Here is a 15,243-nt window from a genome sequence, read left to right as displayed (position 1 = left end):
ACCCGGTGTCCCGGACCGACGGTGGGAGTAGATCAGTTGGAGCCTTCTCGAAGTCAAGAGCCGCAGGTGTCGCGGCACGGCACGGCTCACATCGCGTGCGCTGCCGTATGCACCGTGTGTGCCGCCAGCACGAACACGTCCGCCCGGTGGTGGACGCTCGCCTTGTCGTCCGGGTCGAGGAGGCGGTCGAGGGTGGTGCGGTCGTCGGGGTCGAGGCGGTCGCCGAAGCCCTCCCGGACGCGGGAGAGGGACGCGGCCACATAGGCACGCGCACGGTCCTTGGCCGGTGCGGGCAGGTCGAGCAGGAAGGTGCGGGTACCGGTGGGCCTGAGGCCCGCGGCCGTCATCAGGGCCGGCCAGTCCTCGGTCTCGGCGACCGTGCCGGGCAGGCTCGCCCGCATCTGGGCGAACCACTCCTCCTCCAGCACGTCGAGGCGGGCCTGCAGACCCGGGCGGCCGATTCCGATGTCACGGGGCAGGAAGCGCGCGGGCAGACCGCCCTCCGTGATCGCCAGCGTGCCGCCGGGTGCCAGCCGTGCGGCGAAGGCGGCGAGGGCGGCCCGCTGGTCGCCGAGGTGGTGCAGGCTGCGGCTGGCCCACAGCAGATCCGCCGGGTACTCCAACTCGTCCAGGACGCTGGGCAGTTCCCCGGCGAGCGTGCCGAAGCGGTCCCCGACGCCGAGCCGGTCGGCCCGCGCACGGGCCCGCTCCAGGAGCGGCTCGGAGCTGTCGACCGCGACGACCCGCGCACCCGGGAACGCCTCGGCCAGCAGGCAGGCGACGACGCCGGGCCCGCTGCCGGCGTCGACGATCAGCCCCGGTTCGGTCTGCTTGTCGGTCAGCCAGGCCATGGCCCGTTCGTACAGCGATGTCATCAGCTGCGCCTGCGACTCCAGCAGCGGAGCCGTCTCGGCCCAGTCGATGTCGGTGTGGTCGTGCTCGCCATGTCCGTGGTGGTGTGCGTGCGCCATGGTGGTCAGCCTCTCGTCCGCGTCCGGCCCAGCGTGCGCCGACGCACCGGGGCGCGGCCAGTGCCATTGCCGAGGCAGCAAAAAAGCCACGGCAAAAAACGCGGGGATGGACCACGTCAGAAAATGAGATGCGTGGTCCGCGGCCGGTCGCCGACGATGGCCCGATGGATGACAGGCTGGTGGAGAACTTCCTCGAGGACGGGTTCGTGAAGATCGAGGGAGCGTTTCCACCGCGGGTCGCCGAGGACTGTGCGCGACTGCTGTGGCGGGAGACGGGATACGACTCCGAGGACCCCGGCACCTGGAAGGACCCGGTGGTCCGGGTGGCCGGGATGGCGCAGGGACCGTTCGCGGCCGCGGTCAACTCCCCTGTCCTGCATGAGGCGTTCGACCTGCTGGTGGGAGAGCGCCGCTGGGCGCCACGCTACTCGCTCGGCACCTTCCCGCTCCGGTTCCCGCACAAGGAGGAACCCGCCGACACGGGCTGGCACATCGAGGGGAGCTATCTCCCCGAAGGCGCCACCCTGTGGCACACGAACCTGTGGTCCAGGGAGCGCGCCCTGCTCATGCTGTTCCTCTTCAGCGAGGTCACCGAGGCCGACGCCCCGACCCGCGTCCGGGTGGGCTCGCACCTCGACGTGCCCTCGGTCCTTGAGCCTTACGGCGACGAGGGCGCGTCGTTCCTGGAGCTCGGCCCGAAGGTCGACGCGGCCTCGGCCGACCGCCCTCTCGCCTACGCCACCGGTCGCCCGGGCGACGTCTACCTCTGCCACCCGTTCCTGGTGCACGCCGCCCAGCCGCATCACGGCACACGTCCCCGCTTCATGGCACAGCCGCCGCTGCACCCCGCGGTTCCCTATGACCTTCAGCGCCCGGACGGCGACTACTCACCGGTGGAGTTCGCCATCCGCCGGGGCCTGACCCACGAGGCCTGACCCCGGCGGACACAGCGCGGGCCGCCGGAGCCTAGAGCGGCGGATACGCGTTCGTCATCAGCTGCTGGAACTGCGCCGAGAACCAGTGCCCGGCGAGCGGAGCGTTCGGCAGCGCACCCGACATGTTGTTCCCGTTGCGGGCGTTACCCGTGTACGTCGGGTCGCACATGCGGTCGAAGCCCTTGCCCTCGTCGTTCGGGATCGCCGAACTGGCGCCGTCGGACTCACCCGGGGGCTTCATCCACACGTACGCGTCGATTCCGGCGGCCGGGTTCGCCTGCGGACGCTCGCCGAGGCCGGCGCCGGACTGGTTGCACCAGTTGCCGACGTGGATGCGGCGGTCGTAGCGGCCGCCGTCGACGTAGGTGTCCACGCTGGTCTTGGCACCCGGTCCGGCGGGCCGGGCGCTGCCGCCCCAGCCGTTGCGGGAGGTGTCGATCAGCATGCCGATGCCGGGGTTGAAACCGGCGGAGACCGCCTGGTTGCGGAAGGCCTGGGCGTACGACAGCTCGTCGACGTACCGGTTCCAGTCGACCCACTTGGACTGGCGCACGGACGTGCCGTTGACCGAGTCGCCGATGGTGAAGTTGTTCTCCTTCAGGGCGCTGAAGTTCGCCGTGTTGGTGATGAAGCCCTGCACGTCGTCGACGGTCGCGCCCTCGCTGGTGGCCGCCTGGTGGAGCAGCGCGGCGGAGGGGCCGAAGTTGTCGTCCCAGCCGAGCCAGCCGTGGTGGCCGGCGTCGATGTAGTTGTAGACGTTGGGGATCGCGCCGAGCTTGGCGAGCGCGTAGCCGACGCCCTTCTGGTAGTTGCCGTTGGCGAGCATCGTGTCGCACTGCGGGGTGGCGGTGGCGCGGCTGCCGGTGTTGGTGACCAGGTTGGGCACCGAGTCGATCTCGATGGTGGTGACGATCCGCAGCGAGCTGTACTTGCTGTCGGACAGGATCGCCGCGATCGGGTCGATGAACTGCGTCTTGTACTTGTCGATCTCCGTCGGGCCGAGCTCGCCGTTGGAGGCGAGGGCCGAGCAGTCACGCCCGGGCAGGTCGTAGACGACCAGCTGGACGACCTCCTCGCCGCTGCCCTTCTGGGCGAGGGCCGCGTCGAGGTGGGCGCGCAGCCCCATGCGGCCGTTCGCGCCGCCGATGGCGGCGATGCGGTCGAGCCATACGCCGGTGGGCTGGTTGGAGACACGGGAGCCGCCCGGTTCGGCGGCGGCGTTCGCGGACCACTCGGGGTTCACGTACACCTTGGCGCCGGAGTACGGGTTGTCGACCTTGGTGCCCGGTCCCGGCGGGTCGGTCGGATCAGTCGGGTCCGTAGGGCCGGTGGAGTCGACGTTGCAGGTCACACCGTCGAGCTTGAAGGTGGCCGGGATCGCGTTGGAGCCGCTGTAGGTGCCCTGGAACCCGAAGCTGACCGAACCTGCGGTCGGCAGGGCCGCGTTGTAGGTCTCGTTGGCCGCGGTGACGTCGGCGCCGCTCTGGCTGACCTTCGCGTTCCAGCCGCTGGTGACCTTCTGGTTTCCGGCGTACGACCACTTCACCGACCAACTGCTCCTGGCGGCACTGTTGTTGGTGACCGTCACGGCGGCGGTGAAGCCGGTGTCCCACTGGTTCTGCACCTTGTAGTCGACGGTGCAGGGGACGGCGGCCACGCCGGCGTCTCCGGGGACGACGGCCGTCGCGGTTCCGGCGGCCGAGGCGACCAGCGCCAGGGAAGCGAGTAATGCTGTTCTGGTACGACTCATGAGTGCGGGTTCCTGCCTTCTTGTCGGGGCTTGAAGGGGATTGATGGGGCTCGATGAGGCTTGTCGAGGACTATCCGTTCAGGGCGCGCAGGTGGTCCCGCAGCCCGATGCCGTACGACGTGGGAGTGCCGTCGTAGTCGGAGATGAGCGAGGGGCCGGAGGAGCAGTCCCAGGTGTTCCAGGTCCAGCCGAGGTAGGACAGGCTCCGGTCGTCGAACCACTTCATGACCCGGTCGGTGAAGGAGTGCGAGCAGGTGTTCTCGCCGGTCTCCCCTGCCACCAGCGGCACTTGGGCCGCCACCGGAGCCAGGGTGGAGTTCCAGCAGCTCTCACTCGCACAGGTGTTGAAGTTGTAGACGTGGAAGGCGGCGGCGAGATTGCCCGTCGGGTCGGCGGGCTGGTACGTGAGCCACTGAGCGAGGTCGTTCGAGTACGCCAGGCCGCCGGCCAGGATGACGTTCCGGGCGCCCGTGCCTCGCACGGCGTCGACGAGATCCTGCATTCCGGCGACCTCGTACCCGATGCCGGGGCAGGTGCCGCCGTCGCGCCAGCACTGCCACGCCTGGGTGGTCGTGGAGGTGGCACGGTCCGGGTAGGGCTCGTTGAACAGGTCGAAGGCGACCGCCGGGTCGTTCTTGAAGGTGCCGGCCACCGAGGACCAGAAGGACGGGCTGTACTGCATGTCGGGCATCGGCTTCTGGCAGGTGGCGTGCACGTCGGAACAGCCCGCCGAGTTGCCGGTGTACTGGCCGTAGGTCCAGTGCAGTTCGACGATCGGCGTCATGCCGTGCGCCTCGACGCGGGCCACCAGGTCCTTGACCGCGTTGACGTAGTTGGCGCCGCCGTACTGCGACTGGATGTTGGAAAGTCCCAGCCAGCACTCCTCGTTGAGCGGGATGCGGACGGTGTTCGCCTTCCAGTCGGCGATCGCCCGGATCGCGGCGTCGTCGACCGGCCCGTCGAAGATGCCACGGCCCTGCACGCACATGAATTCGCCGCCGGAGCGGTTGACGCCGAGCAGCCGTCGGGTCGCGCCTGCGGCGTCCACGAGCTTGTTTCCCGAGACGTGCAGGGCCGGTGCCGCCGCGTCGCCCGAGCCCGGCGGCTCGGTCGGCGTCGGCGTCGGCTCCGAATCGACGTTGCACGTCGTCCCGTTGAGCGTGAACGACGTCGGTACGGTGTTGCTCCCCGACCGGGAGGCGAGGAACCCGGCGCTGACGCTCGCGCCGGTGGCCAGCGCGCCGTTGTAGCTCTCGTTGGTCGCGGTGACCGTCGTGCCGGACTGGGCCCACTTGGCGTTCCAGCCCTGGCTGACCTTCTGGCCGTCCGCGAAGTCGAAGCCGACGCTCCAACTGCTCACGGCCGCCGTGTTGTTGGTGAGGGTCACGGCGCCCTGGAATCCGGTGTCCCACTGGCCGGTGACGGTGTACTCCACCGAGCAGGAGGGCGTGGCTCCCTGTGCCGAGACGACCGGTGCGACCGCCGTGCCCACCAGGGCCACAGCAGCGGCAACGGCTAAAAGACATGAACGCGGGGGGTGTCGCATGAGCGACTCCTTACAGTTCGGGCGCGCCGTGACGGACGCGTCGACTGATGGAATCGCTCCCACTGGTGTCAACGAAGCTAGCGCCAAGTGACAGCAAAGGACAGGGGAGTTACAGACATTCGCTGACTTTCCCTCAACTCACTCGCGCCGAAGCCCGTCGAATCTTTTCGACTCTTCAACCACCTTGACCGCCCTCGCCCCCTTCCCCACTATGGGAGCGCTCCCACTGGTTCAAGGCTTGTCGCTCCTCCCTTCCCCCACTCCTTTCCGAGCCGCAAGGAGGAACCAGCACATGCACTCCAGACGGAGACGCCGCACCACGCGGCGGCTGTGGACCGCCGCCATGGCTGCCCTCGCCCTTCCGCTCACGATGCTGGGCACCGGCACAACTCCCGCCCATGCGGCGGCAGTCCAGTGCAGTGTCGACTACAAGACGAACGACTGGGGATCCGGCTTCACCGCGGATCTGACCATCACCAACCGCGGCACCGACGCGATCGACGGCTGGACCCTCACCTACGCGTACGGGGGCAACCAGAAGCTCGCCAACGGCTGGAGCGGCACCTGGTCCCAGTCCGGCCAGTCGATCAGCGTGAAGGACGCCGGGTACAACGCGAAGATCGCCGCTGGCGCCGCCGTCTCCACCGGCGCGCAGTTCACCTACAGCGGCACCAACACCGCCCCCACGGCCTTCACGGTCAACGGCACCACCTGCGCCGGCGCACACCAGCCGCCGATGGCCATGCTGACCAGTCCCACAGCGGGCGCGGTCTACACGCAGGGCGACGCGGTCCCGCTCGCGGCCACCGCCGCCGCGGCCGACAACGCGACGATCAGCAAGGTCGAGTTCTACGACGACACGACCCTGCTGGGCACGGACACCAGCTCGCCCTACACGTTCTCGGCCTCCGGTTTGTCCGTGGGCAGTCATTCGCTGGTGGCGAAGGCGTACGACAGCCTGGGTGCCTCCGCGGAGTCGACACCCGTCGGCATCACGGTCGCCTCGGGTCCCGCCGTGGTGGTCTCACCGACCCAACTGGGCGTCCAGCAGGGCAAGTCCGGCTCGTACGACGTCAAACTGTCGACGCAGCCCGCGTCGAACGTGACCGTCACGACGGCCCGCGCGAGCGGCGTCTCGGGCCTGTCGGTCACCGCCGGCGCCTCGCTCACCTTCACGCCCTCCAACTGGAGCACCGCGCAGAAGGTGACCGTCACCGCCGACGCCTCCGGCACCGGTGCGGCGACCTTCGAGTCGACGGCGCCGGGCCACGCCAAGGCCTCGGTCACCGTGACGGAGCTGGCGGCCGCCAAGGCCTACGACGCCCGTTTCCTGGACCTGTACGGCAAGATCACCAACCCGGCGAACGGCTACTTCTCACCGCAGGGCATCCCCTACCACTCGGTCGAGACGCTGATCGTCGAGGCCCCCGACCAGGGCCACGAGACCACGTCGGAGGCCTACAGCTACCTCCTGTGGCTGCAGGCGATGTACGGCAAGGTCAGCGGTGACTGGTCGAAGTTCAACGGCGCGTGGGCCCTCATGGAGAAGTACATGATCCCCACCCACGCCGACCAGCCCACCACCTCCTTCTACAACGCCTCCAAGCCGGCGACGTACGCGCCCGAGCTGGACACCCCGAACGAGTATCCGGCCAAGCTGGACCAGTCGGTCTCGGTCGGTTCGGATCCCATCGCGGGTGAGCTGAAGTCCGCGTACGGCACCGACGACATCTACGGCATGCACTGGCTGGAGGACGTCGACAACGTCTACGGCTACGGCAACACCCCCGGCGGAACCTGCGAGGGCGGGCCGACGGCGAGTGGGCCGTCGTACATCAACACCTTCCAGCGCGGTCCGCAGGAGTCGGTGTGGGAGACGGTGCCGCAGCCGACCTGCGACGCCTTCAAGTACGGCGGCAAGAACGGCTACCTGGACCTGTTCACCGGCGACTCCTCCTACGCCAAGCAGTGGAAGTACACGGACGCCCCGGACGCCGACGCGCGTGCGGTGCAGGCCGCCTACTGGGCCGACGTGTGGGCGAAGCAGCAGGGCAAGGGCAGCGACGTCTCCGCGACCGTGGGCAAGGCCGCGAAAATGGGCGACTACCTGCGCTACGCCATGTACGACAAGTACTTCAAGAAGATCGGCAACTGCGTGGGCCCGTCGACGTGTGCGGCGGGCACGGGCAAGGACGCCTCGGACTATCTGCTGTCCTGGTACTACGCCTGGGGCGGCTCGACCGACACCAACGGAGGCTGGTCCTGGCGCATCGGCTCCAGCCACGTCCACGGCGGCTACCAGAACCCGCTGGCCGCGTACGCGCTCAGCTCGTACGCCGACCTGAAGCCCAAGTCCTCGACCGGGGCCGCCGATTGGGGCACCTCACTCACCCGGCAGCTGGAGTTCTACCGCTGGCTTCAGTCGGACGAGGGCGCCATCGCGGGCGGCGCGACCAACAGCTGGGCGGGCCGGTACGCGAGTCCGCCGGCCGGCACGCCGACCTTCTACGGCATGTACTACGACCAGCAGCCCGTCTACCACGACCCGCCGTCCAACCAGTGGTTCGGCTTCCAGGCGTGGTCGATGGAGCGGGTCGCCGAGTACTACCAGCAGACGGGCAACGCGAAGGCCAAGGCGGTCCTCGACAAGTGGGTCAAGTGGGCGCTGTCCAAGACCACGATCAACCCGGACGGCACCTACCAGATCCCGTCGACACTGCAGTGGTCGGGCCGGCCCGACACCTGGAACGCGTCAAGTCCCGGCGCCAACAGCGGACTTCACGTCACCGTCGCCGACTACACCAACGACGTCGGTGTGGCGGCCGCATACGCCAAGACCCTGACGTACTACGCCGCCAAGTCCGGTGACACGGCGGCGAAGACAACGGCGAAGGCGCTGCTCGACGGCATGTGGAACAACTACCAGGACGGACTCGGCATCGCCGTGCCGGAGACCCGCGCCGACTACAACCGCTTCAACGACAGCGTGTACGTGCCCAGCGGCTGGAGCGGCAAGATGCCCAACGGCGACGCGATCAACTCGTCGTCGACGTTCGCCTCACTGCGGTCCTTCTACAAGAACGACCCTGCCTGGTCGAAGATCGAGGCGTATCTGGCGGGCGGGGCCGCGCCGTCCTTCACGTATCACCGGTTCTGGGCCCAGGCGGACATCGCCATGGCCATGGGCTCGTACGCGGAGCTCCTCGAATAGCCCCCCAGGCGCTCCGCGGGTTGGCCGTTGTCCGACTGCGACGCAGTCCCACGCCCCTGACAGGACGTGGCAGGCACCGTGTCTCCCGCGGAGCCGCCTGGAAGCTCCGTGTCCGCGGTCCCGTCACCCGACGACGGGGCCCACCGGCCGGGCGACCCCCACCCGCTCTGGGGGTCGCCCGGCACTCGCGCGTTCCCCCATGGAAGGAGGACGGCTTCGGAAGGCGGCGGCGGGTGGCCTACGGCTTCACGGGAGCTGCGCCCGACCAGGCCGTGGTCACTGTGAGCGATGTTCGAGTTGCGGAGTGCAGGCGACCGCGTGAGTCTGATCAAGGAAGATTTCCCCATATCTGCGAAAGGTCAGTTATGTCGCAGCGCACACGCAAGTCGACGCGCGCCCGCGTCGCGGCGGTCCTCGCCGCTCCCGTACTCGCTCTGACCCTGATGGCGCCGAGCGCCTCTGCGGCTACGACGACCGACACCCCGAGCACGTGCGCCGGAGCGACCCACGTGTCCCTCATGGGTCACGAGGCCTGTCTCACTCCGTCGGACGACGACAGCTCCTCGGGCGATCTGCTGGGCGGCCTCCTGGGCATCGTGACCGGTCTCCTGGGCGGCCTGCTCGGCGGCCTCTGACCGACCGGTGAGGTGGTCGCCCGCAGCCTGCGGGCGACCACCTTTCCGTCGGGGCGTACACCGTCGGCGGATCGAGGCACCGGGTCCCGGCCCTCCTCGCTCAAGGTCGGCGAGCGGCGACCCGTGACCCGGCTCAGCCCGGCAGAGCATCCTCGAGTCGTGTCAGTTCCTCCGTGGTCAGTGTGGGGTCGGCGGCGCGGACCGAGTCGGTGATGGAGGCCTGGCGGCCGGCTCCCGGCACCGGGATCACTGCCGGGGAGCGGGCGAGCAGCCAGGCCAGGGCGATCTGTTGCGGGCTGAACTCGGCTGCCTGAAAACCGAGGCATATCTGCGCCGCTACGCCGAGCGTGCCGGCTTCGATCCGGAAGTGCGCGGCGCGACCACTGACTACTTCTTCGCCCGCTCGCTCGTCGCCGCGGGTGTGGGAGTGTCCTTGATCCCCTCAGTTGCGCTCGCCCCGGAGATCCCTGGCCTGCGCACCGTCCCGGTCAAGCAGCCGGGACCGATCCGGCACATCGGCGTCGCCGCGATCAGCCGCAGCGACCGGCCCCACGTCACCACGCTCATCGAAGCCCCTCGCGAGCAGGCGGAGCAGCGGCATCAGGGGCGTTGATCCCTCCTCGGCCGGCCCCCGGCCCAACGCCGGCCGTACCGGAGTTCCACAGAAGGACGGACTGATTCCGCACTCTCAGTCGCCCCCGGTCTCCGGCAAGCTGCCGTATCTTCCGGCCAGTTCGGCCACCGTACGGGCGATGCGCGCGCGCAGCTCGGGCGGTTGGAGCACCTCGATGTCCGCGCCCAGACGCAGGAACTCGCCATGAGCGTGCTCGACGGACTCGATGGGGACCCGGGCGAGGGTCCAGCCGTCGTCGTCCGTACGGCTGTCCACCGCTCTCGCCGGCTTCACGCCGGGCGCCACCCGCACCAGCGCCTCGCCGCGGTACAGCCGGCCGTGGAAGTCGCGCTGGTACGCCGTCCAGTACGCGGCCAGGTCGAAGTCGTCCGGGCGGGTGAACTCCTCTCCCGCCGGGGCGAGTCGGAGGATCTGGTCGACGCGGAACGTGCGCGGTCCCGGGCCCGCGACGACGTACCAGCGGCCGGCCTTCAGCACCAGTCCGTACGGCTCCAGGCGGCGCTCCACGTCGGTGGGTTCGGCCCACCGCCGGTACAGGACGTCGAGCACGCGGCTGTTCCACACCGCGTCGGCGACGGCGGGCAGAAACGGCGCCTGTTCGGCGTCCGCGTACCAGCCCGGCGCGTCCAGGTGGAAGCGGCCGCTGATGCGGTCGGCGTGCGCGCGCAGCTCCGGCGGCAGCGCGGCGCGGACCTTGAGCTGGGCCGCGGCCAGGACCGATCCGAGACCCAGTTCGGCGGCCGGACCGGGGGCGCCGGCGAGAAAGAGGGCCTCCGCCTCTTCCGTGGTGAGGCCGGTGAGCCGGGTGCGGTAGCCGTCGAGCAGGCGGTAGCCGCCGGCGTGGCCCGCGTCGCCGTACAGCGGGACGCCCGCCGCGCTCAGCGCGTCCACGTCCCGGTAGACCGTGCGGACGGAGACCTCCAGTTCCTCGGCGAGCTGGGCGGCGGTCATCCGGCCCCGGGTCTGGAGCAGGAGCAGGATCGAGACGAGTCGGCTGGACTTCACTGACACAGGATGTCAGTGAAGTCGGCCTAGCGTCCCCGCCATGGCTTTCAAGGAGAAACTCCTGACCGTGCCGCCGCCGATCGAGGTGGCGGGGCGGCGCATCAAGCGCTACCACGTCACCGCCGACCCGGCCGGGATCGCACCGGACGTCGAGAAGGCGGCGTACGCGTTCCTTCCGGAGCTGCTGCCGGAGCCGGACGGCACTCCGCCCGCGACCTTCGTCGTCGTGCACAGGGGAAACGACGACGGCGCCTACATCAACGCGTACAGCTGGGTGTGGGACAACGTCCTGCACTACGCGAACGCGGCGGCGGGCCAGCCCGTGATCGGCTGCCCCGACCACGACCCGACGCACTTCGTCAGGCCCGGACTGCCCTGGATCGGCTGCGTCTTCGAACTGCCGCCGGTGCTGCACGAACGGGACGCCTGGGTACGGCACCTGCTCAGCCCCGAAGTCCCGGACCTCGACGCCTACCTGGCCGATTCCCTGCCCGAAGGAACCACTGGAGACCGCTCATGAGCAGCCCGCACGACTTCGACTTCCTCCACGGCGAGTGGCAGGTCGTGAACCGCCGCCGCACCGACTTCCTCGACCCGGACAGCGGCTGGGAGGAGTTCCCGGCGACGGCCTGGTGCCGACCGTTGTTCGACGGGGCCGCGAACGTGGACGAGATCGACATGCCTCACCTGGGTGCGAAGGGGCTCACGCTCCGGCTCTTCGACGCGGAGACGAAGGAGTGGTCGCTGAACTGGTCGTCGAGCCGCAGCGGCCGGCTGTTCCCGCCGGTTCTCGGGCGCTTCGACGGCGATCGTGGCGAGTTCTACGGCGACGACACCCACGACGGCAAGGACGTCCGGGTGAGGTACGTGTGGGCGGACGTGTCGCCGGTCTCCGCGCACTGGGAGCAGGCGTTCTCCGTCGACGACGGGCAGACCTGGTCGGCCAACTGGACGATGGACTTCAGTCGGCTGCCGGCTTCCTGAAGGCACGCAGGGTGAACTCCGGGTCGGCGCGCGGCCGGTCCTGGTCGGGCAGCGCCTGAATCCGCGCCACGAACCGCTCGGTGACCGGGTCGCCGGGCGGCAGTACCGTGAACCAGCCGCGCCGCAGGTCCGCGGCGGTGCGCCGAGGGCTACGGCCCTGGCCGTGTCCCGGGAAGCGGTCCTGCCCGGCCGGGGACAGGCGGTGCGCGGCGGCGTACACCTCCACGAGCGGTCCGGCGTCCCGGGCCGGGCGGCGCGGGCGCGGTGCGAGGACGGCGTCGATGTCGCTGCCGACGTCGTGGGCGGCCGCCTTGTCGACGGTGGTGACGTAAACACCGCCGGGCCGCAGTACACGGGCGCATTCGGCGACCGTGGCCCGCACGTCCTCGGGTTCGTCGAGCAGATGCAGCAGCCACACGGTGGCGACCGCGTCGAACGTCGAATCCGGGAACGGCAGCCGGCGGCCGTCGGCCAGCAGGACCGAGCCCGGCAGGCGGGCTGCCGCCATCCGTGCCATGCCGTCCGTCAGATCGGCGCCCGTCACCCGGGTCGCGGGCCGCGCGGCCGCGAGCCGCCTGGTGACGATCCCGGTGCCGCAGGCGAGGTCGAGGAGCCGGCCCGCGTCGGCGGGGACCAGGCGCAGCACGGCGTCCGCGGCGGCCGCGGCCCTGGGTTCGCCGCCGCGCGTGACGTCGTACGCGCCGGCTTCCTTGTCGTAGTCGAGCACGCCGGTCAGTGTGCCCCGTGGCCCTGTGCCAGGTCCTCGACCTTGCGGGCCAGACCGAAGTCGAGCTCGGTGACCCTGCCGCCCGCACTGTGCGTGTTCACGGACAGGGACACCGTGTTGTAGCCGAGGGCGAGGTCGCTGTGGTGGTCGAGCTCCTCCTGGACCTGGGCGATGTGCACGACCATCGCCGTCGCCGCGAAATGCGTGCCGAGCCGGTAGGAGCGGGTGATGCGGTCCCCGTCGAGGGACCAGCCCGGCAGCTCGGCGAGCCGGTCCTCGATCTCCTTCTGCGACAGCGGTTCGACAGCCATGACCTCGCTCCTTCCTGGGGGTATGTCCTCAGCCTGCCACAGCCGTGCCACGACGGCCCTGGTCAGTAAGGGGGTGCCCGATCACAGGGCCGCGGACACGCACGGCACCGAGATCGTCGGCGAGCGGGGAGATCCACACCCGCTCCTCGGCTACGGTCGTACGTATGACCACTGTCGCGACCGGACACCCGGCATCCGCAGCCACCTCCGACGGCAAAGGGGTCGGCCCTCTGCTGAGGGCCTGGCGGGAGCGGCGGCGGGTCAGCCAGCTGGAGCTGGCACTGCGTGCCGACTCCTCGGCGCGGCACATCAGCTTCATCGAGACGGGCCGTTCCCGGCCGAGCGAGCAGATGGTGCTCAGGCTGGCCGAGCACCTGGACGTCCCGGTACGCGAGCGCAACGCCCTGCTGCTGGCGGCCGGTTACGCCCCGCACTATCCGGAGACCCCGCTGGACTCGCCCGCGTTGGACGCACTCCGCCAGGGCATGGAACGCCTCATCCAGGGCTACGAGCCCTACCCCGCGCTGGTGGTCGACGCGGTGTACAACGTCGTCGCGGCCAACCGGGGCATCACGATGCTGCTGGAAGGTGTCCCGGAGTCCCTGCTCGAACCGCCGTTGAACGCCATGCGGCTGACGCTGCACCCCGAGGGCCTGGCGCCCCGCATCCGCAACCTCCGTGAGTGGCGCGGCCATCTGCTCGCCCAGATGGAGCGGCAGATCGCGCTGCACCGCTCGGAGCCACTGCGGGCGCTGTACGAGGAGGTGGCGGCCTACCCGGTGCGCGAAGCGGAGCACGCGCGCGAACCGGTGGACCCGGTCCCCTACTTCGCCCTGCCGATGCAGGTCGAGCACGAGGGCCGGACGCTGTCCTTCATCTCCTCCATCTCCACCTTCAACACCCCCATGGACGTGACGGTCGCCGAGCTGGCCATCGAGACGTTCCTCCCGGCCGACCCGGCGACGGTCAAGTACCTTCAGTCGCTTCTTCCCTGACGTGCCCTCAGGGCCGCGTACTGCAACAGGGCGAAGCCTGCCACGGTGACCGCCTGCAGCACCGTCCACACCGCACCGGCCGCACTGGGCGTGAGCCACACCGCCAACGCGACACAACTGAGCGCCGCCCAGGCGAGGTTGGCCTCGACCACGTCCCGCACGGGCAGCGTGGCCGGGCGGGCGCGGGAGGCGAGCACCCCTACACCGGCGGCGAACACCGCGAGGAATACGCCGAGTTCGAGGAGCAGTCCCGAGCCGACACCGAGAAACCGGCCCAGCGGTCCGGACGCGGCGAGGCAGAGGAGACCGTTGGCGCCGGTCACGGCCGCGTCCAGGGCGAGGAAGCGACGCAGCGCGGTGTGCGGGTCACGGGTCCGGGCGAGCGCGGTGAACTGGGTCGCGGACATGGCGAATCGTCCTCCGCCGAGGTGCGGTCGTGGCAGCTGGGACCCGGGTGCCGAGGGGTGATGCGGCACCGGCCGGCCCCGCCGACGACCCACGTGGCGAGCGCCTCACCATCGATCCCGTGAGACCGGCACCGGAACATGGCACACTGCTCGCGCATACTTCGGCGGGTAGGGGAGGCGTGGCGTGAGCGAACGGCGTCCCGCGCCCACCGTCGGTCAGGTGGTCCTCGGCAAGCGACTGCAGGAGCTGCGGGAGACGGCCCGGCTCAAACGTGAGGAGGCCGCTCGCGTCCTGCGGGTGGCCCCCGCGACCGTACGGCGGATGGAGATGGCCGAGGTCGCCCTGAAGATCCCGTACGTCCAGGTGCTGCTGGAGACGTACGGCGTCCCGGACGACGAGGCGGCCGCGTTCGTCGCCCTCGCCGAGGAGGCGAACCGGCCGGGCTGGTGGCAGCGGTTCCACGACGTGCTGCCGGACTGGTTCAGCCTCTATGTGAGCCTGGAGGGCGCCGCGACCATCGTCCGCTCCTACGAGCCGCACTTCGTACCCGGACTGCTGCAGACCGCGCAGTACGCGCATGCCGTGATGGAGGCGGGAACGGTCGGGCAGACCGGACCGGAGACCATCGAGCGGCATGTGTCCCTGCGGATGGCCCGCCAGCGGCTCCTGGAGCGCCCGGATCCGCCCCACCTGTGGGTGATCATGGACGAAACGGTCTTGCGGCGTCCGGTGAGCACCCGCGGCGAGGTGATGCGCGAACAGCTGGACAAGCTGCTGGACTTCGCCGAGCGCGACCGGGTCACGCTGCAGATCGCCGAGTTCAAGGACGGCCCTCACCCGGGGACGTACGCGCCCTTCACGCTGTTCCGCTTCGGCGAACCGGAGCTGCCCGACATGGTCTTCACCGAGTACCTGACCGGGGCCCTGTACCTCGACTCGCGCACGGAGGTCTCCGCACACCTGGAGGTCCTCGACCACATGACGGCGCGGGCCGCGTCGGCCCAGCGCACGAAGAGGATTCTGCGGGAGTGCCGCAGGAACTTCTGAGTCCGTCCCGGTCACGAACGCCTCAGCCACGAACGTCTGAGTCACGCACGGCACCGTTCCCCATCGCATCGAGGAGCAGACACC

The 15,243-nt window shown here is 70.0% G+C and carries 16 protein-coding genes; 8 read left to right on the top strand and 8 right to left on the bottom strand.

The features are described from left to right. Window positions 1-86: 86 nt before the first annotated feature. The gene (locus OOK07_RS36275; protein ID WP_266800733.1) at window positions 87-971 is read right to left on the bottom strand and encodes a class I SAM-dependent methyltransferase; all 885 of its coding nucleotides are present in this window, start codon (window positions 969-971) and stop codon (window positions 87-89) included. 164 nt (window positions 972-1,135) lie between these two features. Between OOK07_RS36275 and OOK07_RS36270 the strand changes: the two genes are divergently transcribed. Then, window positions 1,136-1,906: a phytanoyl-CoA dioxygenase family protein gene (locus OOK07_RS36270; protein WP_266800732.1), complete on the top strand. Its 771-nt coding sequence runs from the start codon at window positions 1,136-1,138 to the stop codon at window positions 1,904-1,906. A gap of 31 nt (window positions 1,907-1,937) precedes the next feature. Here the strand turns inward: OOK07_RS36270 and OOK07_RS36265 are convergent, their stop codons facing one another. Continuing rightward, window positions 1,938-3,656: a glycoside hydrolase family 6 protein gene (locus OOK07_RS36265; protein ID WP_266800730.1), complete on the bottom strand. Its 1,719-nt coding sequence runs from the start codon at window positions 3,654-3,656 to the stop codon at window positions 1,938-1,940. A 70-nt stretch (window positions 3,657-3,726) separates the two neighbouring features. Further along, window positions 3,727-5,202, bottom strand: a complete 1,476-nt coding sequence (locus tag OOK07_RS36260; RefSeq protein ID WP_266800728.1) for a cellulase family glycosylhydrolase — start codon at window positions 5,200-5,202, stop codon at window positions 3,727-3,729. A gap of 292 nt (window positions 5,203-5,494) precedes the next feature. Between OOK07_RS36260 and OOK07_RS36255 the strand changes: the two genes are divergently transcribed. Continuing rightward, window positions 5,495-8,413: a glycoside hydrolase family 48 protein gene (locus OOK07_RS36255; RefSeq protein WP_266800726.1), complete on the top strand. Its 2,919-nt coding sequence runs from the start codon at window positions 5,495-5,497 to the stop codon at window positions 8,411-8,413. A 365-nt stretch (window positions 8,414-8,778) separates the two neighbouring features. Continuing rightward, entirely contained in the window at window positions 8,779-9,048 is a 270-nt protein-coding gene (locus OOK07_RS36250) for a hypothetical protein (RefSeq protein WP_266686356.1), read from the top strand. A gap of 133 nt (window positions 9,049-9,181) precedes the next feature. Here the strand turns inward: OOK07_RS36250 and OOK07_RS36245 are convergent, their stop codons facing one another. Then, entirely contained in the window at window positions 9,182-9,289 is a 108-nt protein-coding gene (locus OOK07_RS36245; RefSeq protein WP_266800724.1) for a hypothetical protein, read from the bottom strand. 48 nt (window positions 9,290-9,337) lie between these two features. Between OOK07_RS36245 and OOK07_RS36240 the strand changes: the two genes are divergently transcribed. Continuing rightward, the gene (locus OOK07_RS36240; RefSeq protein WP_406312930.1) at window positions 9,338-9,661 is read left to right on the top strand and encodes a LysR substrate-binding domain-containing protein; all 324 of its coding nucleotides are present in this window, start codon (window positions 9,338-9,340) and stop codon (window positions 9,659-9,661) included. 75 nt (window positions 9,662-9,736) lie between these two features. Here OOK07_RS36240 and OOK07_RS36235 read toward each other — a convergent pair whose 3' ends face one another. Further along, window positions 9,737-10,687 (bottom strand): helix-turn-helix transcriptional regulator, encoded by a 951-nt coding sequence (locus OOK07_RS36235; protein WP_266800723.1) that lies wholly within the window; start codon window positions 10,685-10,687, stop codon window positions 9,737-9,739. A gap of 40 nt (window positions 10,688-10,727) precedes the next feature. Here OOK07_RS36235 and OOK07_RS36230 point away from each other — a divergent pair, with 40 nt between their 5' ends. Then, window positions 10,728-11,207, top strand: a complete 480-nt coding sequence (locus OOK07_RS36230; protein ID WP_266800721.1) for a hypothetical protein — start codon at window positions 10,728-10,730, stop codon at window positions 11,205-11,207. After that, on the top strand, window positions 11,204-11,671 hold the full coding sequence (locus OOK07_RS36225) for a hypothetical protein (RefSeq protein WP_266800719.1): 468 nt from the start codon (window positions 11,204-11,206) through the stop codon (window positions 11,669-11,671). Before OOK07_RS36230 ends, OOK07_RS36225 begins: the two co-directional genes overlap by 4 nt. Here the strand turns inward: OOK07_RS36225 and OOK07_RS36220 are convergent. Continuing rightward, window positions 11,649-12,398 carry a class I SAM-dependent methyltransferase gene (locus OOK07_RS36220; protein ID WP_266800717.1) on the bottom strand — a complete coding sequence of 250 codons (750 nt, stop codon included), beginning with the start codon at window positions 12,396-12,398 and terminating at the stop codon, window positions 11,649-11,651. The genes OOK07_RS36225 and OOK07_RS36220 overlap by 23 nt on opposite strands. A gap of 5 nt (window positions 12,399-12,403) precedes the next feature. Further along, window positions 12,404-12,709, bottom strand: coding sequence for a 4a-hydroxytetrahydrobiopterin dehydratase (locus OOK07_RS36215; RefSeq protein ID WP_266800716.1), 306 nt, complete (start codon window positions 12,707-12,709; stop codon window positions 12,404-12,406). A 164-nt stretch (window positions 12,710-12,873) separates the two neighbouring features. Between OOK07_RS36215 and OOK07_RS36210 the strand changes: the two genes are divergently transcribed. Next, window positions 12,874-13,704, top strand: a complete 831-nt coding sequence (locus OOK07_RS36210; protein WP_266800714.1) for a helix-turn-helix domain-containing protein — start codon at window positions 12,874-12,876, stop codon at window positions 13,702-13,704. On the opposite strand, the gene OOK07_RS36205 is transcribed toward OOK07_RS36210, so the two are convergent. Then, window positions 13,686-14,111, bottom strand: coding sequence for a hypothetical protein (locus OOK07_RS36205; RefSeq protein WP_266686352.1), 426 nt, complete (start codon window positions 14,109-14,111; stop codon window positions 13,686-13,688). The genes OOK07_RS36210 and OOK07_RS36205 overlap by 19 nt on opposite strands. A gap of 184 nt (window positions 14,112-14,295) precedes the next feature. Here OOK07_RS36205 and OOK07_RS36200 point away from each other — a divergent pair, with 184 nt between their 5' ends. Beyond that, the gene (locus OOK07_RS36200; RefSeq protein ID WP_266800712.1) at window positions 14,296-15,159 is read left to right on the top strand and encodes a Sco1979 family transcriptional regulator; all 864 of its coding nucleotides are present in this window, start codon (window positions 14,296-14,298) and stop codon (window positions 15,157-15,159) included. Window positions 15,160-15,243 lie beyond the last annotated feature (84 nt).

It is taken from the genome of Streptomyces sp. NBC_00078, assembly GCF_026343335.1.
In the GTDB taxonomy this organism is placed as follows: domain Bacteria; phylum Actinomycetota; class Actinomycetes; order Streptomycetales; family Streptomycetaceae; genus Streptomyces.
Note: the sequence above shows the minus strand (reverse complement) of the source record. Positions and strands in the feature narration are given on the sequence as shown.